This is a genomic window from Streptomyces sp. NPDC006134 (genome assembly GCF_040628835.1).
In the GTDB taxonomy this organism is placed as follows: domain Bacteria; phylum Actinomycetota; class Actinomycetes; order Streptomycetales; family Streptomycetaceae; genus Streptomyces.
Window position 1 is genome coordinate 1 of the sequence record NZ_JBEXTV010000028.1, and the last position, 20,478, is coordinate 20,478.

Below are 20,478 nucleotides of genomic sequence, written 5' to 3' on the forward strand. Positions count from 1 at the left end.
CCCTCCTCTCGTGTATTAGGACCCCCGGCCCCCCCCGGACGGAACGTTCCGTCGGCGGGCGCCCTCGCCGCACGGATACTCTTGACATGTGACCGACGCCCACGAGACCGCAGCAGACCGTTCACTGCGAACCACCGGAGGCGCCCCTCCGGACGACGGCGGACCGTCTGACACTCAGGCGCCGATCCCTTTGCTGGAACCGCGTGAGGGCATTCCGCCGGTGATCGCGGACGAGACCTCCCTCGCCCGCGTGACCGCCGCCTTCGCCGCCGGGTCCGGCCCTGTCGCCGTCGACGCCGAGCGCGCCTCCGGATACCGCTACGGGCAGCGCGCCTACCTGGTGCAGCTGCGCCGCCAGGGCGCCGGGACGGCGCTCATCGACCCCGTCGCCTGCCCCGACCTGTCCGGCCTGGGCGAGGCGCTGTCCGGCGCGGAGTGGGTGCTGCACGCCGCCACCCAGGACCTGCCCTGCCTGCGCGACATAGGCATGGTGCCCACCCGGCTGTTCGACACCGAGCTGGCCGGGCGGCTCGCCGGCTTCCCGCGGGTCGGCCTCGGCGCGATGGTCGAGAGCGTCCTGGGCTTCGTCCTGGAGAAGGGGCACTCCGCCGTCGACTGGTCGACGCGCCCGCTGCCCGAGCCCTGGCTGCGGTACGCCGCCCTGGACGTCGAGCTCCTCGTCGACCTGCGCGACGCGCTGGAGAAGGAGCTGGACCGGCAGGGCAAGCTGGAGTGGGCGCGGCAGGAGTTCGACGCCATCGCCGCCGCGCCGCCGCCCGAGCCCCGCAAGGACCCCTGGCGCCGGACGTCCGGCATGCACAAGGTGCGCCGCCGGCGGCAGCTGGCCGCCGTCCGGGAGCTGTGGCAGGCCCGGGACCGGATCGCGCAGCGCCGGGACGTCTCGCCGGGCAAGGTGCTCTCCGACGCGGCCATCGTCGAGGCCGCGACCGCCCTGCCGCCCAACGTGCACGCGCTCGCCGCGCTGAACGGGTTCGGGCACCGCATGGGCCGGCGGCAGCTGGAGCAGTGGCAGGCCGCGATCGACCGGGCCCGGGCGCTGCCGGAGTCCGCGCTGCCGCAGCCGGGGCAGGCCGTGACCGGACCGCCGCCGCCGCGCTCTTGGGCCGACAAGGACCCGGCCGCCGCCGCCCGCCTGTCGGCGGCCCGCGCCGCGGTGTCGGCGCTGGCCGAAGGGCTGAACATGCCGCAGGAGAACCTGATCACGCCGGACACGGTCCGCAGGGTGTGCTGGGAGCCGCCGAAGACGCTCGACGCCGAGTCGGTCGCGGCCGCGCTCGCCGGGTACGGGGCCCGGCCGTGGCAGGTGGAGCAGGTGACGCCGGTACTGGTCACCGCTCTCGCGGCACATCCCTGACGGATCGCGGGGCCCGGCCGCCGCCCTCGCGGCGCGTCCTCGACGGCCTGCACGGCTCGTACGGCTCGTACGGCCTGCACGGCTCCCGGTCGCCGCCGCTCTCTCGCCCCGCCCCGGCGGCCGGGTCGCCCGGCCCGTCCGGCCGCCCCGGCCGCCCGCGCCCGACGCTTCACCGGATCACGCCCGGCACCCCGCCGGCCCGGCCGCCCCCGGATCCGCGCCATCGAGATCACGCCAGGATCTCCGCGGCGCCGGGGGCGTTCGCGTACCCGCGCATCCCCCGAAAGGTGTGACCTTCACCGCTCCGGGCGGGGGGACTGGGCAGCTACATTACCCACAAGTAGCATGAGGGCTGAGCGCGCGCTCAGTGCATGCGTGCCGCAGCAGTGCCACCCCGCACCCTGGAGGAGAGCCATCGTGCCTCGTACCGTCAGGGACGTCGTCTTCGTCGACGGCGTCCGCACCCCGTTCGGCAAGGCGGGCCCGAAGGGCATCTACCACGAGACCCGCGCCGACGACCTCGTCGTGAAGGCGATCCGGGAGCTGCTGCGCCGCAACCCCGGCCTCGACCCGAAGACGATCGACGAGGTCGCCATCGCCGCGACCACGCAGATCGGCGACCAGGGCCTGACCATCGGCCGCACGGCCGGCATCCTCGCCGGTCTCCCCCAGTCGGTCCCGGGCTACTCGATCGACCGCATGTGCGCGGGCGCCCTGACCGCCGTGACCACCGTCTCCGGCTCCATCGCCTTCGGCGCGTACGACGTCGCTATCGCGGGCGGTGTCGAGCACATGGGCCGCCACCCGATGGGCGAGGGCGTCGACCCGAACCCGCGGTTCGTCAGCGAGAAGCTGGTCGACGAGTCGGCCCTGTTCATGGGCATGACGGCGGAGAACCTGCACGACCGCTACCCGCAGATCACCAAGCTGCGCGCCGACCAGTACGCGGTGCGTTCGCAGGAGAAGGCCGCCAAGGCGTACGCCAACGGCAAGATCCAGGCCGACCTGGTGCCGGTCTCGGTGCGCCGCACCAACCCCGAGGGCGGCGAGACCGGCTGGGGCCTGGTCACCGCCGACGAGCCGATGCGCCCGGGTACGACGCTGGAGAACCTGGCGAACCTGAAGACGCCGTTCCGCGTCCACGGCCGGGTCACCGCGGGCAACGCGGCCGGCCTGAACGACGGCGCCACCGCCTCGGTCATCGCCTCCGAGGAGTTCGCCCGCGAGCACGGCCTGCCGGTGAAGATGCGCCTGGTCTCCTACGCCTTCGCGGGCGTGGAGCCGGAGGTCATGGGCTACGGCCCGATCCCGGCGACGGAGAAGGCCCTGGCCAAGGCGGGTCTGTCCATCTCCGACATCGGCCTGTTCGAGATCAACGAGGCCTTCGCCGTGCAGGTGCTGGCCTTCCTCGACCACTACGGCATCGCCGACGACGACGAGCGCGTCAACCAGTACGGCGGCGCCATCGCCTTCGGCCACCCGCTGGCCTCCTCCGGCGTGCGTCTGATGACGCAGCTGGCCCGCCAGTTCGAGGAGCAGCCGCACGTCCGCTACGGCCTGACCACCATGTGCGTCGGCTTCGGCATGGGCGCGACGGTCATCTGGGAGAACCCGTACTTCGAGGGGGACAAGTGAGCACCACCGCAGAGCTGCTGAAGGGTGCGGCCGAGCTGTTCCCCGGCGAGGTCGTCACGCAGGCGCACGTACGCCACTTCGACCTGCCCCTCCAGGCGGGCCGTTTCGCGCTGATCACCCTGGACAACGGGCACGACCACACCAAGCCGACCACCTTCGGCCCCCAGTCGCTGGCGAACCTGAACGCCGCCGTCGACCAGGTCGAGAAGGAGGCCGCGGACGGCGAGATCGTCGGCGTCGGCATCACCGGCAAGCCGTTCGTCTTCGCCGTCGGCGCCGACCTCAAGGGCGTCGAGCTGCTGAAGGAGTGGGACCACGCCCACGCCATCGGCAAGGGCGGCCACGACGTCTTCAAGCGCCTGTCGGGCCTCGCCGTGCCGACGTTCGCCTACTACAACGGCGCCGCGATGGGCGGCGGCGTCGAGGTCGGCCTGCACTGCACCTACCGCACGGTGTCCGCGGCCGTCCCGGCGTTCTCGCTGCCCGAGGTGTTCCTCGGCCTGGTCCCCGGCTGGGGCGGCTGCACGCTGCTGCCGAACCTGATCGGCGCCGACAAGGCCGTGACGGTGATCATCGAGAACAGCCTCAACCAGAACCGGCAGCTCAAGGGCAAGCAGGTCTACGAACTCGGCATCGCGGACGCGATCTTCGAAGGCGCCGACTTCCTGGAGCAGTCGCTGGTCTGGACCGCGTCCGTCCTCAAGGGCGAGATCGCCGTCGAGCGTCCGGCGATCGACCGCGGCGAGGCCTGGGACCAGGCGGTCGCGCGCGGCCGGTTCATCGCCGACTCCAAGGTGCACGGCGCCGCCCCGGCCGCCTACCGCGCCCTGGACATCATCGCCGCCGCCAAGAGCGGCGACCTCCAGCAGGGCTACGACGCCGAGGACCAGGCGCTCGCCGACCTGATCATGAGCGGTGAGCTGCGCGCCGGCATCTACGCCTTCAACCTGGTGCAGAAGCGCGGCAAGCGCCCGGCCGGCGCGCCCGACAAGTCGCTCGCGCGCCCGGTCACCAAGGTCGGCGTCGTGGGCGCGGGCCTGATGGCCAGCCAGCTCGCGCTGCTGTTCCTGCGCCGCCTGGAGGTGCCGGTCGTGCTGACCGACATCGACCAGGAGCGGATCGACAAGGGTGTGGGCTACGTCCACGCCGAGATCGACAAGCTGCTCGGCAAGGGCCGTATCAACCAGGACAAGGCCAACCGGCTCAAGGCGCTGGTGACCGGCGTCCTGGACAAGGCCGAGGGCTTCGCGGACGCGGACTTCGTCATCGAGGCCGTGTTCGAGGAGATGGGCGTCAAGCAGCAGGTGTTCGCGGAGGTCGAGGCGGTCGCCCCGGCGCACGCGATCCTCGCCACCAACACCTCCTCGCTGTCGGTCTCCGAGATGGCGTCGCAGCTGAAGCACCCCGAGCGGGTCGTCGGCTTCCACTTCTTCAACCCGGTCGCCGTGCTGCCGCTGCTGGAGATCGTGCGCGGCGAGAAGACGGACGACGCCTCCCTGGCGACCGCATTCGCCGTCGCCAAGAAGCTGAAGAAGACCGCGGTGCTGGTCAAGGACGCCCCGGCGTTCGTCGTCAACCGCATCCTGACCCGCTTCATGGGCGAGATCCAGAACGTCATCGACGAGGGCACCCCGGTGGACGTGGCGGAGAGGGCGGTCGAGCCGCTCGGCCTGCCGATGTCGCCGCTGGTGCTGCTGGAGCTGGTCGGCCCGGCGATCGGCCTGCACGTCTCCGAGACGCTCAATCGGGCGTTCCCGGACCGCTTCACGGTCTCCCCGAACCTGAAGGCGGTCGTCGAGGCCGGCAAGCGCGGCTTCTACGTCTACGACAGCGGCAGGCCCGAGCTGGACCCGGAGGTCGCCGCGCTGCTGAAGCAGGGCGACACCGTCCTCACCGAGGAGCAGGTCCGCGCCCGTGTGCTCGACGCGGTGGCGCAGGAGATCGGGCTCATGCTCGACGAGGGTGTCGTCGCCGAGCCGCAGGACATCGACCTGTGCCTGATCACCGGCGCCGGCTGGCCCTTCCACCTGGGCGGCATCACGCCGTACCTGGACCGCGAGGGCGTCTCCGAGCGGGTGAACGGCAAGCGGTTCCTCCAGCCGGGGGTGGCGTCGGTTCCGGCGTGACGGTTCACGTGTGAAGGGGGCCTCCGCGGTGTGCGGAGGCCCCCTTTTCCGTACGCCCGTGCCGTCCGGTCTCAGCCGCGCCAGGGCCCGAGCGGGCTGCCCACCCTCGGGGACAGCTGACGGCGGACGTGCAGCCGCCCGTCCGTGCCGATGACCGCGACCACCAGCGCGCCGCTCGCGTCGTACGCCAGGGACGGGGCGTGGGCGACCATCTCGCCGGACTCGTGCCAGTGGGTGCCGGAGACGTTCTTGTCCCGGTCGGGCAGGGAGACGACGAGCCGGCCGCGGCTGCCGCGGTGGGCCAGGAACGCCTCGCGGGCGCCGCGCTCGGGTGCCCACAGCGCGGCGACCGCGCCGGTGCCGCCGTGGCCGCCCAGCCCGGCCCCGGAACCCGGCCAGCGGCCGTCGGCGTGCTGCCGGTAGGCCATGACCTGCTGGGTGCCGGCCTCGCGGAAGTACAGGCAGGTGCGGCCCTCGCCGGAGTCGACCGCGGTGATCCCGCCGGTGGCGGGCCGTCCGGTCTTGAGGGTGTCGTCGACGAGGAACGGGCCGCCCGGCTCGGTCTGGTGCCAGCGCCACACCGAGTTCTTGCCCGGGACGTACAGTTCCACGGTGCCGCGTTCGGTCGCCAGCGCGCAGCCGGCGTCCTGGACGAAGCTGCCGCCGAGGTCCTCCCACGGGCCCCAGGCGCCGGTGGTGTCCCGGCGGCGCAGGCTGACGCCCTGGTCGAAGTTGCGGACGAACACGTGCAGCCGTCCTGCGGTGTCGACGGCCGCCGACGGCACGCCCGCCTCCCGCTGGCGGCGCCCGTCGCCGTGCGCCCAGTCGGGGTTCTCCAGCGAGTGCCAGCCGGTGAAGCCCTTGCCCCCGGGGTCCTGCGCGGTGTGCACGACGTCGACGGTCACTCCGCCGCCGACGACGTACTGGCGGCGCAGGCCGACCAGTTCGGCGGGGCCGCCGGGCGGGCCGGTGACGGCGAGGGTGGGGGCGATCCAGCCGTCGCCGAGGACGTAGGGGCCCTTCCACTCGCCGCCGGCCGGGCTGGTCTCCGTCCAGAAGGCGAGCCGTCCACCCAGCACACCGAACGCGTTGAGCCGTCCGCCGGGCCCCAGGCGCAGCCAGTTCGTGGCCGGCGAGTAGCGGTAGGCGGCGCTCATCATGTGCGTGCTGCGGTAGGGGTCGCGGCCCAGCTGCCGGTCGCCGCAGGTGTGACAGGTGCCGTGCGGGCAGACGGTGGGCGCGTCGAGGCCCGCGTAGGTCGCCAGGTACTCGGCCTTCTCCGCGGCGGCGGCCGAGTCGAGGTTGTAGCCCCAGAAGCGGTTGGCGTAGGCGCGGTAGTGCTCGACGACCGGGTTGTGGCCGGCGTCGCGGTGCCGGGTGAGGGCGGCGAGGGCGAACTGGGTGGTGACCGTGTGGTCGGCGTGGTCGGAGCCGACGTACCCCTCCCGGCCTCCGTCGTGCTCGGGGTCGGGGTCCATGGTGCGTACGGTGGTGGGGCGCTCGTGGGCGAGCAGCGCGGTCAGGGCGTCGACGACCTGTTCACGGGTGACGTGCTGGACCGCGCCGATGGTGCAGCCGTGCACCGGCAGCGTGGCCTGGGTGCGGACGGCGCCCTCCCACAGATCGGTCAGCCGGGTGCGCACGCCCCGGTCGGTGGGGGCGCCCATGTGCAGCTGGAGGAAGTACAGGCGCACGTCGTCGTGTCCGTCGAGCGTGAACCGCTCCGCGGCGAAGCCGGGGACCAGGTCCACCGGCTCGCGGCGCCAGGGGTGGTCGCGGTTGCCGGTGGCCATCCGGGCGTACGCCGAGCGCAGTCCGCAGCCGCGCTCGGTGCTGTACCGGGCGAAGTCCGGCGGCACGGCGGCGCGTTGCGGCTCGTCGGTGTCGACGTTGATGCCGTCGCCCTCCCCGGCGGTGACGACGACCGTGGTGATCCGGTCGCCGTCCTGGAGGGAGCGGACCAGGTCGGGGTTCATGAAGTACAGGTCGTCGTCCTGGTGGGCGATGATGTGCAGGACGGAACGGCGCGTCGCGGTCATCGGGGCTCCGGGGTCGTGATCGGTCGTCGTCTGCTCGTCGGGTGCCCGTCGGGGGTCACCGGTCCACCACGTTCATGGCCATGGCGCCCGAGGCCGAGCAGTAGGGCCGCACCCATACCGGCCGGGCCGGGTGGACCACGACGTAGTCGGACGCCTCGTCCCCGACGAGCGGCAGGGACGGGTAGGCGTAGGCGCTCTTGACGTCGGGGAAGTCCTCGAACAGGTGGCAGACGCGCACCTTGCGCCGGTGGAACGGGTCGGGCTGGAGCCACCAGTCCCAGTCCTCCCAGCGCTCCAGCCGGTGGTCGACGACCCGGCGCACGGGCACCTCGGCCCGGAACGCCTGGCGTCCGAGGATCTGGACGGGGGCGGTGAAGTTCTTCCCGTGGCGTCCGCGGCGGCTGACGACGAGCAGCGCGCCGGGCTCGATCCGGCGCCCGCCGCACAGCACGCCTCTCAGCGTGATGGCGCCGTCGCCGACCTCGACCGCGGTGCACTCGGCGTGTTCCTCGCGCAGCACCGTGCGCAGCATCAGCCGGCCGTTGGGCTGGGCGTAGGGCAGGATCCAGCCGACCGGGCCGGCCGGCGGGCGGCGGACGAGGCGGGCGCGGGCGTCGATGAGGGCCCGGGTGTCGCGCAGGCCGGCCTTCAGGTGGACCGACGCCTCCTTGGCCGACTCCAGCCGCACCTGCCAGCGCCCGTCGCCGAGGTGGTCGAGCGCGGCGGGGCCGAGCGCGGCGGTGTAGCGGGTGCCGCCGTTGTCCAGGGCTGAGCGTGCGGTGGGCAGGGGCAGGTCGGGGCGGCGCTTGCCGTCGGAGGGCTTGTGGCGCAGGACGAACTGCCGGCGGTGGCGGCCCTCCCCGGGCCCGTCGGCGCCGAAGCGCAGCCCGCCGGCGTCGTCGGCGACGACGTCCACGGTGGTGGCGCCGAGGGTCGCCGGGGGCACGGTGGGCTGCGCGGCGGAGGACCGGCGGGGCCCGGCCGGGGCGCGGTAGCCGCGGACGGCGGCGGCGCGGCGGCGGGCGGCGTCCTCGAACAGCTCCAGGTAGCGGCCGGCGACGGCGGCCGGGTCGTAGCGGGCGGCGTTGCGCAGGGCGGCCTCGCCCATGGCGCGGCGCAGCGGTTCGTCGGCCATGAGGCGGCGCAGGCCCCAGGCGATGCCCTCCACGTCGCCGTTGGGCACGAGGAAGCCGTCCTCGCCGTCGCGGAGGATCTCGCGGGGGCCGACGGGGCAGTCGGTGGAGACCACGGGCAGCCCGCAGCGCATGGCCTCGACCAGGGTCATGCCGAAGGACTCCGCGCTGGAGGTGACGGCGGCGATGGAGCCCTTGGCCCACTCGGACTCGATCGGTGAGAAGCCGCCCATGAGCAGCGCCCGCCCGGTCAGGCCGAGTTCGGTGACCAGCGCGCGCAGCGTGCCGGCCTCGCCGCCGTCGCCGTAGATGCGCAGCTGCCAGTCGGGGAACTCCTCGGCGAGCCGGGCGAAGGCGCGGATGAGCAGGTCGTAGCGCTTGATGTGGTGCATGCGGCCGGCGCTGACCACGATCTTGCGGGTGCAGTCGGAGGGGGCCACCACGGGCTGCGGCACGCTGTTGGGGATGCCGACCACGGGGATGCCGGGGATCGGCGTGTTCTCCGTGAAGGAGCGGGCGTCGGCCTCGGTGACCGTCGTGATGGCGTCCAGCCGGGGGTAGACGCGGGCCATCTCCGCGCGGACCGCGGGCGGGATGGCCAGGTGGGTCATGTGCTCCTGGGCGACGCGCAGGGCGCCGTCGCGGGTGTGGGCGGCGACGAAGAGGTTGAGGCTGGGCCGGGTGCCGACCACCACGTCGGCGTCGGTCCTGGTCAGTTCGCGGATGATGCGCCCGTCGGTGAACCGGCTGTACTGCGCGGAGAACTCCTCCTGGCGCGGGACGACCTCGCTCGGCTCGTCGCTGCCGGCGGCGCCGCGGTCACCGGAGCCGGGGCGCAGGTCGACCAGGGCCCGGACGGTCACCCGCGGGGAGATCTCGAACTTGGTGGTGTCCGCCCGCCGGAACACCGAGACGATCTCCACCTCGTGGCGGACGGCGAGCGCCTCGGCGAGGTTGATGACGGTGCGGTTGGTGCCCCCGATGCCGTAGATGTTGTTGATCAGGAAGGAGATCTTCACCGGACCTCACGCTCCTTCCGCTCGAAGGGACTGGGCACGGGGTAGTACGCGGCGAGGAACCTGCCGAGCATCGCCGTCTGGCGGGCGGTGTCCCGGCCGTCGGAGAGGGTGTCGTTGATGCAGAACGCCTGCCGGTCGCGGCGGGCCAGCAGGATGCCCAGGCGCCGCTGGATCTCGGGCCGGGCGAGGTCGAGGTAGGCGAAGCGGATGTCGGAGGGCACGGCCCGGCCGGTGAAGTACGCGTAGTAGTGGTACAGCGAGGACGGGATCGAGATGTCGGTGGGGCTGCGGAACCGGCTGTAGGAGGTCTGCCGGTGCGCCTCGGGGTACTCGCGCTCGATCTCGTGCAGGACGCTGCGGCGCAGCGCGTAGGGGGCGTGCCGGAGTTTCTGCACGATGACCGTGCCGAAGTGCTCCAGCAGCAGCCGCCGGTTGTTCTTCCCGGCCGCGTCGACGGGGCGGTCGACGGGGGTGAGGTCCCAGCGGGGCACCTGGGAGGGGGAGAAGAAGGTCCGGGTCATGCCGTTGGACAGGAAGAAGTCCTGGGGGGTGACGGGACGGCCCAGGAACATGTCGTCGTTGAGGTAGAGGAAGTGCTCGGACAGGCCCTCGATGTGGTGCAGCCGGCTTTCGATGGCGTGCGAGTTGAAGGTGGGCAGCGCGGCCGGGTCGTCGAAGATCTCCGAGTGGTCGACGACGGTGATGCGGGGGTGGGAGTCGTTGAGCCAGGCCGGGCGCTGACGGTCCGTCACCAGGTAGACGTGGCGCACCCAGGGGGCGTTCTGTTCCAGGGCGCGCAGGGAGTAGCGCAGTTCGTCGCGGCTGATGTAGCGGGCCGCGTTGGCGGACTCGGTGTGGTAGCCGCCCTCGCCGTAGGCCCGGCGCCGCTGCTGCCAGGCGGGGTCGTTGCCGTCGACCCAGGTGTAGACGACGTCGATGGGGAAGCGGACGTCCTCGGGCAGCGGGTCGGCGCACGCCCCGACGGTGCGCACCGAGCGGGTGCGCCGGGTGTGCAGGGCGGCGAAGCCGGTGAGGCGGCTGACGGGGACGGTGACGCGCGGCTCGTCGAGGGCGACGTCCTCGGTGACGCGGTTGGGCCGGGGCGCGGCCAGGCGTCCGCCCTGGTGCTGCCAGAACTCGATGTCGCAGCTGTGCTCCAGGCCGAGGACCAGGGAGCCGGCGGGGTCGCTCCACACCATGCCGATCTGCAGCACGGCCGCCTCCCGGGCGCGCTGCCGGCCGGGCCGCGAGCCGGCCGGCACGGCCCGGCCCTGGGGTGTCTCGCCGTGGCAGGACCGCAGGTAGACGGGGCCGTGGCGGGTGCAGCGCGCCAGCGCGCGGACGACCCGGTCGCGGTCGGACTCGGCGACGGCGAGGCAGGAGCGGAAGTCGGAGGCGCCGCGGATCGCGAAGTAGTCGACGCCCTCCTCCTCCAGCGCGGTCACGACCAGTTCGAGGTTGGCCTCGCGCAGGCCGAGCGGGGAGACGGTGGGCCGCACGAGCGCGATCCGGTCGCCGGGCCCGGCGAGCGCGGCGAGCCGTTCCCCGTCGCCGAACAGGTGCGGCCAGCGGCGGCGGGCCCGCAGGCCGCGGACGAACCGCGCGAGGAGGGTGACGGCGTGCAGGCGGCGCAGCAGATGCTTGAGCGCCATGCGCAGCCGCAGGGGGACGCGGCGCGCGATACGGCGTCTGAGGCCCGTGGGAACCAGGGTGCGGTAGATCCCGACCGCGGCGGATGCCTCGGGGTTGCCCGTGCTCACGAAGGGGTGTCCGGCTCTGTAGGGGTCTGCGGGCGGTTCTGCTCGAAGACGCTGGGGACGGGGAAGTAGCGGCGCAGGAAACGCACGACGGCGTCGGTGCCGCCGCGCACGTGCGCGTCGCGGGTGCCCAGGCCGAAGAAGTGGATCTGCTGCACGTCCCGGCGGACCAGCAGCCGGTCCAGGTGGGTGTCGATGCCGGGGAGCGCCGCGTGCAGCGCCACCGATGCCTCGCCGGAGGGTTCGGCGAGGCCGGTGACGTACCCGAAGTGGTGGGCCAGGCCGTCCACGGGATGGGTGCCGGGGACGGCGGGCAGCGCCTGGTCGTCGGCGAGCGGCAGGGGCTGCACGCCCGTCTCGGCCAGCCGGGCGAGGGTCTCGGCCCGGTAGGGCTGCGGGCCGGCCGCGTAGCCGTGGCCGGTGGCCCGGCCGGTGGCGGAGTAGGCGGCCCGGGTCCAGGGGGCGAAGGACTCCCGGGCGTTCCAGGGGCCGCGCCGCGGGCGGGTGGCGCCACCGGGCGTGAAGTAGTCGAAGGGGCGCACGGGCCGGCCCAGCAGGGCTCCCGGGCGCAGCAGCAGGAAGTGGTCGGCGACGTCGGGCAGGTGGTGCAGCTGCCAGTCGGCGCCGGGCGGGGCGTGGACGATGCCGAGCCGTTCGTCCGCCCGCAGCCAGGCGGGCGGCTCGGCCTGCGCGACGACGTGGACGACGTCGATCCAGGGCGCGTACTGGTGCAGCGAGCGCAGGGCGGCGCGCAGCAGCTGCTCGCCCCAGGGGGTGGGGTGCTGCCACGTCAGGACGGCGTCCACCGGGAAGGTGATCTCCTCCAGCCGCGGGATGTCGAAGTGTTCCAGCGTGATCGTCGGTTCCAGGTCGCCGTCGATGTCGCAGTAGCCGGACAGCCGGTCCAGGCCGATCTCGATGCCGGGGGCGTCGGCGGGCACGGCCCGCTGGACGCGGTTGGGGCGGGGGCCGACGAGCCGCTCCACGGGCAGGTCGGTGTTGGCGGTCCAGAACTCGATCTCGATGCCCTGGTCGTCGCCGGCCCACAGCTGGTGCGTCGGGTCGGTGCGCAGCCAGGTCAGGCGGATCACCCGCGCCTTGCCGAAGTGCTTCCACGCCTTGACGTGGCTGCCGGGGACGTCGCGGGTGTCGTTCGCCGCCGGGGACACCGAGACGACGTAGCCGGTGTGTTCCTCCAGCAGGGCGCGCAGCACCCGGCGGACGGCCCCCTTGTGCCGCTGCTCGACGGCGAGGCAGAGCCGGCGGTCGTCCAGCGCGGGCACGGCGAACCAGGGGATGTCGGCGGCGTCCAGGGCGTGGGTGACCAGGTCGAGGTCGAGCCGGCGGGCCAGGTCGACGGTGAGTCCGGTGTGGACGTGGCCGATCCGGCCGTCGGCCGCCTTGGTACGGCGCTCGGACTGCCCGAGCCCCACCCGGCGCACCCGGCGCAGGGCACGGCGGTGCAGCCGTGCCTCGCGCCGGCTCAGGGTGCGGGCGAGCCCGCGCTTGACCTTGCGCCGTACGCCCGCGGGCAGGGTGGTGGCGGCCGAGCGCACCGGCTGGGGGACGAGTCGCTGGTAGACGTGAACCGCGGAGTTCATCGACGTCGGGTCCGGCACGTCATGAACTCCGTTTCGTGTTTCTCATCGTTCGCAAGGGCTGGGGGTGGGGAAGTAGGAGGTGAAGAAGCCGTCCAGGAGTTCCTGCTGGGCCTCGATGTCCTCGGGGGTGGAGAAGGCGTCGTTGAGGCAGAAGGAGTCCTGGTCCCGGCCGTCGAGCAGCCGTTGCAGCCGGTCCGCCAGGTCCGGCACGGCCAGCTGGAGGTAGGTGAAGGGCATGGAGCCCGGCTGGGCCCGGCCGGTCAGCGCCGCGTAGTACAGCGCGAACGACGAGGTCGGCGACAGGTCGGACATGGCCCGGAACCTGCTGGCCGACGTGCGCGCCCAGGCCTCGGGGAAGTCGCGTTCGGCCTCTTCCATCGCCGAGCGGCGCAGGGCGTAGGGGATGTGCTCCATGGGCTGGGTGATCACCCGGCCGAAACGTTCTTTCAACAGGGCGCGGTTGTTCTTGCAGGCCGCGTCGACCGGAGTGTCCGTCTCCGCGACCGGACCCTGGGGGATGCGGTTGCGGGAGGGGAAGTAGCGGGCCGTGCCGTGGGGGGTGAAGAAGGCGTGCGGGGCCACCGGGCGGCCGATGAACATGTCGTCGTTGAAGTACAGGAAGTGCTCGGCGAGCCCTTCGATGTGGTGCAGCTGGCTCTCGATCGCGTGGGAGTTGAACGTCGGCAGGTCCGCCGGGTCGCGGAAGATCTCCCGGTGGGTGGCGATCCGGATGCCGGGCACGTCCTCGCGCAGCCAGGCCGGGACCTGGTCGTCGGTGACGATGTAGATGTTCCGGATCCACGGCGCGAACAGGTACAGGGAGCGCACCGAGTAGCGCAGCTCGTCCCGGCTGATGAAGCGGGCGTCGCTCGCCGACTCCGCGTGGTACACCTCGCCCTTGGCCCGGGCCTTGCGCCGCTGCCAGGCGGGGTCGTTGCCGTCGACCCAGGTGTAGACGGCGTCGACGGGGAAGGCGATGTCGTCGGCGCAGTTCACCAGGAACTCCGGCCGGGTGGACAGGGCGGGGGCGAGGGCCTGCGGGGTCCAGTCGGAGACGAAGCGGCTGAACAGCCGGGCGGCACCGAAGACGTTGGCCCCGTCGGCGGCCACGGCCCAGGTGGCGCGGTTGGCTCGGGGGGCGACCAGGTGGGTGCCGTGGCGCTGCCAGAACTCCACCGCGCAGCCGTACTCGTGCCCGAGCAGCAGGTGCCGGCCCGGGTCGGTGCGGTACCAGCTCACCTGGAGGATCCGCGCGCCGGCCACCTCGCGCCATGCCTTGGGGTCGCGCGAGGAGACGGGCTTGGCGGGCCGGGGCGCGTCCGGGTCGACGACGGAGAGATGGCCGGGGTACCGGCTCAGCCCGCGGAACACCGCCTCCAGCACGCGCTCGCGGTCCTCCTCGGCGACGGCGACGACGGTGCCGTGGTCGACGGTGCCGCGGACGGCGAAGTGGGCGACGCCCGCCGCGTCCAGCAGGGCGACGAGCGCGGAGCGGTTGGCCTCACGGGCCGCCAGGGGGGTCAGTCCGGGCTCGACGTAGACGTCGCCGTGCTCGGCCGTGACCGTGGTCGGCGCCGCCGCGGCGGGACGCCCCCGTCCGCCGCCGCCCTGCGGAATACGGCCGGCCGCGCCCGCCGTCCCCTCGACGCGGACGTCAGATACGGCCGTCATGCCGCTGCCCCCCACGGGCCGGCGCACGCAGCAGCACAGCAAACCCCTCCCTCTCCTCACCCGGGCCAGGCCCGGGTGAGCACTCGTGGCCGCGCGCCCTCGTGCCCCCCGGCTCGAAACTGCGGCCACGTCACGCGCCGGCCCCCGGCCGACGCGGTTCTTCTCGGATCTTCTCGGAATCTTCTCGGAAGATTTAACCTTCACAGGACCGGCACATCATCATCAAGTGCCTACATACCTGTCAACAGCAATCAGTCATGACGGAAAACACACGCCATGATGACATTGCGTTGAACATTCGGGATCGGTCCGGTGTCCGGGCGCCGGCCGTCCCGCCGTGGTGATCGGTCTATAGTTCGGACACGCTGCGGCGTCCCTCGCCGCGGCAGGGGCCCGGCCTCTCCCCCACTCGTGCCCTGAGCCATGTCCGGACCACGGCAGCGAGCCGGCCGACGAGAGAGGACCGAGGTCATGACGCACGCCCCGACGGAGACGCGGCAGCGCCGGTCCAGACGTGCCCCGTCCGGCCGCCGGGCGGCACCGGCGCGTCCGCGCCGACGCGTCGGACGCTGGGTCGCCCTGGGCCTGCTGGCCGCCGTCCTGGCCGCCGGCGGCACCGGCTACTGGCTCTACAGCGACCTGAGCGGCAACATCGAGGGCGTCGACCTGGACGAGGCGATCGGCGGTGACCGCCCGGAGAAGCTGCCCACCTCGGGGCAGAACCTCCTGGTCCTGGGCTCCGACTCGCGTTCCGGCGCCAACGCCTCGCTCGGCACGGGCCGGGCGGCCGGCGCGCGCTCCGACACCGCGCTGGTGATCCACATACCCGAGGGGCGCGCGAAAGCCGTCGCCGTGAGCATCCCCCGCGACACCCTGGTGACCCGGCCCGCCTGCACCGCGCGGGACGGCTCGCGCCTCTCGGCGGCGCACCGCGTGATGTTCAACTCCGTGTACGCCCAAGCCGGTCCGGCGTGCGTGGTCAAGACGGTCGAGCAGATGTCCGGCGTGCGCATGGACCACTTCGTGGAGATCGATTTCGCGGGCTTCAAGGGGCTCGTCGACGCGATCGGCGGGGTCACCGTCACCGTGGAGCAGGACATCCACGACCCCTCCAGCGGCCTGGACCTGCCCGCGGGGACCCACCGGCTGGACGGCACCCAGGCGCTGCAGTTCGTCCGCACCCGGCACGGCGTCGGCGACGGCAGCGACCTCGGCCGCATCGGGCTCCAGCAGCAGTTCCTGATCGCCCTGCTCGGCGAGATCAAGCGGCAGGACCTGCTGGGCAGCCCCACCAAGGCGTTCAAGATCGCCGACAAGCTGACGGAGTCGCTCACCACCGACTCCGGTCTCGCCTCCCTCACCAAGCTGGCCGAGTTCGGCCGCAGCATGAACGGCGTCGACCCGGCCACAATGGAGACGATCATGCTGCCGGTGCGGTACGACACCCAGGACCCCGACCGGGTGGTGGCGGCCCAGCCGCAGGCCGGCCTGCTGTGGGAGGCGCTGCGCGAGGACCGGGACGTCCCGGAGGCGGCCCGGAAGTCCCCTGCCCAGGGCGGCGGCTCCTAGGGCGGGAGCGGGCGTGCCCGGATGGGACACAGGTCCCCCGGTGCGGCCCCGGCCGCCTTCGGCATTCCTTCGGCATTCCTTCGGCACCGACGAGACGAGGAGGACCCCGGCGACCACGCCGCCGGGGCCGGACACCGGCCGCCGGGGCCGGACACCGACCGCCGGAGTCAGACACCGGCCGCCGGAGTCAGACGCCGACCGCCGGGTCGAGCGCGAGACCCGTGCCCGCGCTCTGGCGGGCGACGCGCAGCGCGCCGTCCGGGCCGACCAGTGCCAGCACGATCCGGCCGTGGCCGTCCAGCGCCAGGGCCGGGGCGCCCAGGCACCGCTCCCCCGTCGGCGACCACCACAGGCCCGCCTGCTCGTTCTCGGTGCCGCACGCGGCGAGCATGACGTGGCCGTCCGCGTCGCGATGGGCCAGGACCGTGCAGTCGTACCCGTCGATCACCGCCCGCAGCACCGCCACCGGGTCCCCGGACGGCGTGCCGCCGAGAGGGATCACCCACTCCCCCGGCCGGTGGGCGACGAGTTGGCCGCCGTCCCGGTCGGTCCAGTAGTACGTCCCCCTGTCGGGTGCGGTCTCCAGCACCGCGGCCGTGCCGGGCGCCACCCGCACCGGGATGCCCGGCTCCTGGCGGAAGTCGCCGTCGGCCTCCTCCTGCCGCCACCACAGGGCGCTCTCGTCGCAGCCCGCGAGCACCTCGATGCGCCCGGAGGCGTGGGCCACCGCGGCCGGCCCGTCCTCCACCCCGCTGCCCTTGAGGTCCGCCCAGGGCTCCCACTTCCCGGAGGGTGCCTCACGGCGCAGCATCAGTCCGCGGCCCGCGTTGCGCACGAACACGTGCACCCGGCCCGTCGCGCCCACCACGCCCACCGGCGCCCCGAAGCGGGCAGCCTTCTCCCGGTCCTTGTGCGGATTGCCGAGCGAGCGCCATTCGGTGACGGGGCGTCCGGTCTGGTACTGGATGGCGTGCACGATGTCGACGGCGGGCGGGCCGTCGCCCGTGCGGACCTCGCGCCGGCCGAGGAAATGGACGTACGTGTCCGCGCCCTGCGCGACCGACACATGGGTCAGGTCCGGGACCGGGAAGAAGTCGGGCCCCGTCCAGCGCGGGCCGCCCGGCCGGGTCTCCGTCCAGCGCAGCAGGCCGGCACGGGTGCGGGCGTAGGCGGTCAGCCTGCCGTCCTTGCCGAGGACGAGCCACCGGCCGGCGATCGTCGCCTCGGCCGCCCGTCTTTCGGGTTCCGCCTGGCCGGTCCGGCCGGCCGCTCTCCCTCGGGCGGCGCCGCGCCCGGATCCGGTCCGCATGACGTGACCTGCCCCTCCCTGCCGCCCAGAGCAACTGACCTGCGCCTCCCGGGCATCGGTACTGCGGGAGGCTGAGCGCGGCCCATCATAGATCGAACGTTCGACGAACAGGATGTGACGATCGTGTGGACGGCCCGGTCCCCCGGCCGCGGACGTCCACCCCTCAGATCTCCCGCCACTCCTGGAACGCCAGCCCCGGCTCGTCCTTGCGCCGGGTCAGCAGGAGCCGGCCCGTCGACGGGGCGAGAGCGGCGACGACCACCCAGCCGTCCTCGTCCAGCGTCAGGGACACCTCGGTGTCCTCGGGGAGCCGGGGACCGGTCTCCGTCCACCAGGCGCCGGCCGGCTCCTGCTCGGTGGGGTAGGCGGCCAGGGCGAGGCGTCCGCTCGCCGCCCGCTGGGCGAGCAGCGTGCAGTCGTGGCCGTCGATGACGCAGCGGACGGCGGAGACCGGGCCGGGACCGGCGGCGGCGAGCAGGGACACGGGCTTGCCGCCGGGGCGCCAGGCGCGCAGGTCGCCGGCGTCGTCGGTGAAGAAGACGGTGGTGTGCCCGGCGGAGGTGGCGAGCGCCCGGAGCGTGCCCGGCCGGACCGCCGCCTCGGTCCTCTCCCCCAGGACCGGCTGCGCGCCCGCCTTCTCCTGCGCCCAGTGCAGGATGCCGCCGGGGACCGCCGCGTAAAGCTCGACCCTGCCGGACTCGCCGGTCACCGCGGCGGGCTCCTCCTGGACACCTTTGCCCTTGAGGTCCCGCCAGGGGTCCCAGCCGCCCTTCTCCTTCTGGGCCCGCATGCTGATCCCACCGCCGCCGTTGCGGACGAAGACGTGGGCGCGGCCCTGCGCGTCGACCGCGACGGCGGGCGTGCCGGTGCGGTCGCCCGTCTTGTTGGGGTGGCCGATCGGCTGCCAGTCCAGAGGCGCGAGCCGCGGCCGGAAGTGCGTGCTGTGCACGAGCCCGGACTCGCCGGGGACCGTGGGACGCCAGGCGACCAGGTGGGTGTAGCCGTCGGCGCCCTGGCCGACCGAGAGTCCCGGGTGGAGCTTCTGGTCGCCGCCGGCCCTGCGCGGTGCCTCCCAGGGCCCGCCGGGCCCGAGCTCGGCGCGGCACAGCACGGTGTCGCGCGACGGCAGATAGACGCAGAGGCGGCCGTCCCGGCCGCGAAGGAGCCACTCGCCGTTCACCCGTTCACTCTATGCGGGGCGGTGGTGCCGGTGCCGGGCGGGTCCGCCCGGCCGGGGACCGGCGTGCGACCCTGGCCGCATGGACGACAACGCCCCTCTGCTCGTGATCGTCGACGCGGCCAACGTCGTCGGGTCGGTGCCCGACGGCTGGTGGCGGGACCGGCGCGGAGCCGCGGAACGGCTGCGGGACCGGCTGGCGGCGGACGGCGTGCCGGGGCACGAGGGGCCGGTGGAGATCGTCCTCGTCGTCGAGGGCGCCGCCCGGGGCGTGGCGGCCGCGCCCGGCGTCCGGGTGGAGGCCGCGCCCGGCAGCGGTGACGACCACATGGTCGACCTGGTCGCGCGGGCGGGCGACCGGCCCGTCCTGGTGGTGACGGCCGACCGCGAGCTGCGCCGCCGGGTGACCGGGCTGGGGGCGCAGGTGACAGGACCCCGGACGGTCCGGCCGGCGTGACGCGCGGGGCGCCGTCCGCCGCCCCGGTGCCGGCCGCGCCGCCTCACCGGCCGCCGCCGCGTACGTACAGCACCGCCCCGTCCACGGTCCCCGCCGGCACGTACCCGTGCGCCAGCAGCCGCCGCAGCCCCGGCACCCGGTCCGGCCCGTAGGGCTTGCCCCGCGAGTCGTCGACGACCAGGGCGGGCGGATGCCGGGCCGTCTCCTCGCGGAAGACCGCCCAGGCTCCCGCGACGGCGTACTTCTCGCCGACCCGGGAGCCGTCCCGGCCGCCGCTGTAGTTGGTGAGCAGGCCCGCGGTGAGATAGCGGGTGGCGGGGGTCCGTCCGGCGAACCAGTACGTCTCCGGGTGCATGCCCCAGACCAGGACGCGGTCGCCGGGTGCGGTACGGGCCACGACGGCGGTGGCCAGGCGCCGGGCGTGGTCGAGTTCGGCGCGGGGCGCGCACAGGCCCCAGGCCAGGAACAGGACGCAGCAGCAGGCCGAGGTGCGCAACGCCGCCGTGCGCCGCTCGGGGGGCAGGCCGCGCAGGGCCGAGGCGGCCAGCAGGGCGAGGGGCGGGAGGAGTTGCAGGTAGTAGTGGCCGAAGAAGTGGAAGCCCACGGTGACCGCGCCGCCCGACGCGGCGAGCCACAGCCACAGGTCCGCCGTACCGCCGCGACCGCCCGCCGGCTTCCCCGCCCCGGCGCGCACACCGCGCCCATCCGCCAGTGCCCTCCCTCCTGCACGGCCACCGCGACAGCCCGTCGGCCCCCTCCCCCCTGCACGGCCGGCCCGCAGGCTCCCGGCGATCGGTGGGAGCAGGCCCGCGCAGGCGACCGCCAGGATCGCGGCGTTGACCAGCCCGCGGACCAGGGCGTGCGCCCCCGAGCTCCCGAGTGACGCGTACGTCCCCGAGCCCGTCACCGTCCAGAAGAGGAAGCCGCCGGGGTCGGTGGCCAGGGCCCCGCCCAGGACCGGGGCCGCCGCCCCGGCTCCCAGCCGCAGCAGCCCGCCCCGCCGGCCGCCCCGCGTCCACCACAGCCACAGCACCGGCACGAGGACCGCGCCACCCGTCTGCTTGGCGAGGAAGGCGCAGCCGACGGCGAGGCCGGCCGCGCCCCACAGGCGGCGGTCGGCGCACCACAGCGCGGCCGCCGTGCACGGCAGCATGAAGAGCTCGAACGTCGCGGCCTGGGCGTCCTCGGGGTTGAGGCCGACGGAGACCAGCAGGTACAGCACCCCGGCCGTGCGGCCCGCCGTGCCGCCCCAGCGGCGCCGGGCCAGCGAGGCGAGCGCCAGCGCGGTGGCGAGCTGGGCGAGGACCGCGAGGACGCGTACCGGCGTGAGCGACGCGGACCCGGCGACGGCGAACGCGCCCTGGTACAGCCACGGCACGAGCGGCGGTTTGCGGTCGACGACCGTCTGGTACAGCTCGCCGCCCTGCGCCAGCAGGCGCGCCTGGACGGCGAGATAGCCCTCGTCGGGGTTCCACAGCGGGCGGGTGAAGGACGGGATCCGGGTGACGCAGGCCAGCAGCGCGAGCAGGGGGAGCAGCCGGGTCCAGTACCCGGCACGGGTCCGCCGGGCGGACACGGTGCGTGACGAGGTGAGGGGCTGCGCGCGCATG

The 20,478-nt window shown here is 74.1% G+C and carries 13 protein-coding genes; 5 read left to right on the plus strand and 8 right to left on the minus strand.

The window, feature by feature from the left end; genetic code table 11:
- Nucleotides 1-88: 88 nt before the first annotated feature.
- From ABZ340_RS19485 to ABZ340_RS19495, 3 genes are all read left to right on the plus strand, one after another.
- Nucleotides 89-1,375: a ribonuclease D gene (locus tag ABZ340_RS19485; RefSeq protein WP_358783018.1), complete on the plus strand. Its 1,287-nt coding sequence runs from the start codon at nt 89-91 to the stop codon at nt 1,373-1,375.
- Nucleotides 1,376-1,792: 417 nt separating this feature from the next.
- Entirely contained in the window at nt 1,793-3,010 is a 1,218-nt protein-coding gene (locus tag ABZ340_RS19490) for an acetyl-CoA C-acyltransferase (protein WP_358783019.1), read from the plus strand.
- Nucleotides 3,007-5,136, plus strand: coding sequence for a 3-hydroxyacyl-CoA dehydrogenase NAD-binding domain-containing protein (locus ABZ340_RS19495; protein ID WP_358783020.1), 2,130 nt, complete (start codon nt 3,007-3,009; stop codon nt 5,134-5,136). Before ABZ340_RS19490 ends, ABZ340_RS19495 begins: the two co-directional genes overlap by 4 nt.
- A gap of 71 nt (nt 5,137-5,207) precedes the next feature.
- Here ABZ340_RS19495 and ABZ340_RS19500 read toward each other — a convergent pair whose 3' ends face one another.
- From ABZ340_RS19500 to ABZ340_RS19520, 5 genes are read right to left on the minus strand one after another with little or no spacing between them, the layout of a single operon-like run.
- Nucleotides 5,208-7,175, minus strand: a complete 1,968-nt coding sequence (locus tag ABZ340_RS19500) for a hypothetical protein (protein WP_358783021.1) — start codon at nt 7,173-7,175, stop codon at nt 5,208-5,210.
- A 55-nt stretch (nt 7,176-7,230) separates the two neighbouring features.
- On the minus strand, nt 7,231-9,327 hold the full coding sequence (locus ABZ340_RS19505) for a glycosyltransferase family 4 protein (protein ID WP_358783022.1): 2,097 nt from the start codon (nt 9,325-9,327) through the stop codon (nt 7,231-7,233).
- Entirely contained in the window at nt 9,324-11,087 is a 1,764-nt protein-coding gene (locus ABZ340_RS19510; protein ID WP_358783023.1) for a stealth family protein, read from the minus strand. Before ABZ340_RS19510 ends, ABZ340_RS19505 begins: the two co-directional genes overlap by 4 nt.
- The gene (locus ABZ340_RS19515; RefSeq protein WP_358783024.1) at nt 11,084-12,703 is read right to left on the minus strand and encodes a sugar phosphotransferase; all 1,620 of its coding nucleotides are present in this window, start codon (nt 12,701-12,703) and stop codon (nt 11,084-11,086) included. Before ABZ340_RS19515 ends, ABZ340_RS19510 begins: the two co-directional genes overlap by 4 nt.
- A 24-nt stretch (nt 12,704-12,727) precedes the next feature.
- Nucleotides 12,728-14,356, minus strand: a complete 1,629-nt coding sequence (locus ABZ340_RS19520; RefSeq protein ID WP_358783025.1) for a stealth family protein — start codon at nt 14,354-14,356, stop codon at nt 12,728-12,730.
- A gap of 471 nt (nt 14,357-14,827) precedes the next feature.
- On the opposite strand from ABZ340_RS19520, the gene ABZ340_RS19525 reads away from it, so the two are divergent.
- Nucleotides 14,828-15,925 carry an LCP family protein gene (locus ABZ340_RS19525; RefSeq protein ID WP_358783026.1) on the plus strand — a complete coding sequence of 366 codons (1,098 nt, stop codon included), beginning with the start codon at nt 14,828-14,830 and terminating at the stop codon, nt 15,923-15,925.
- 187 nt (nt 15,926-16,112) lie between these two features.
- On the opposite strand, the gene ABZ340_RS19530 is transcribed toward ABZ340_RS19525, so the two are convergent.
- Nucleotides 16,113-17,234: a hypothetical protein gene (locus tag ABZ340_RS19530; protein ID WP_358783027.1), complete on the minus strand. Its 1,122-nt coding sequence runs from the start codon at nt 17,232-17,234 to the stop codon at nt 16,113-16,115.
- 163 nt (nt 17,235-17,397) lie between these two features.
- Nucleotides 17,398-18,414 (minus strand): hypothetical protein, encoded by a 1,017-nt coding sequence (locus ABZ340_RS19535; RefSeq protein WP_358783028.1) that lies wholly within the window; start codon nt 18,412-18,414, stop codon nt 17,398-17,400.
- A 79-nt stretch (nt 18,415-18,493) separates the two neighbouring features.
- Between ABZ340_RS19535 and ABZ340_RS19540 the strand changes: the two genes are divergently transcribed.
- Nucleotides 18,494-18,868, plus strand: a complete 375-nt coding sequence (locus ABZ340_RS19540; protein WP_358783029.1) for an NTP pyrophosphohydrolase — start codon at nt 18,494-18,496, stop codon at nt 18,866-18,868.
- A gap of 43 nt (nt 18,869-18,911) precedes the next feature.
- Here the strand turns inward: ABZ340_RS19540 and ABZ340_RS19545 are convergent, their stop codons facing one another.
- On the minus strand, nt 18,912-20,477 hold the full coding sequence (locus ABZ340_RS19545) for a glycosyltransferase family 39 protein (protein ID WP_358783030.1): 1,566 nt from the start codon (nt 20,475-20,477) through the stop codon (nt 18,912-18,914).
- Nucleotide 20,478: the final 1 nt, after the last annotated feature.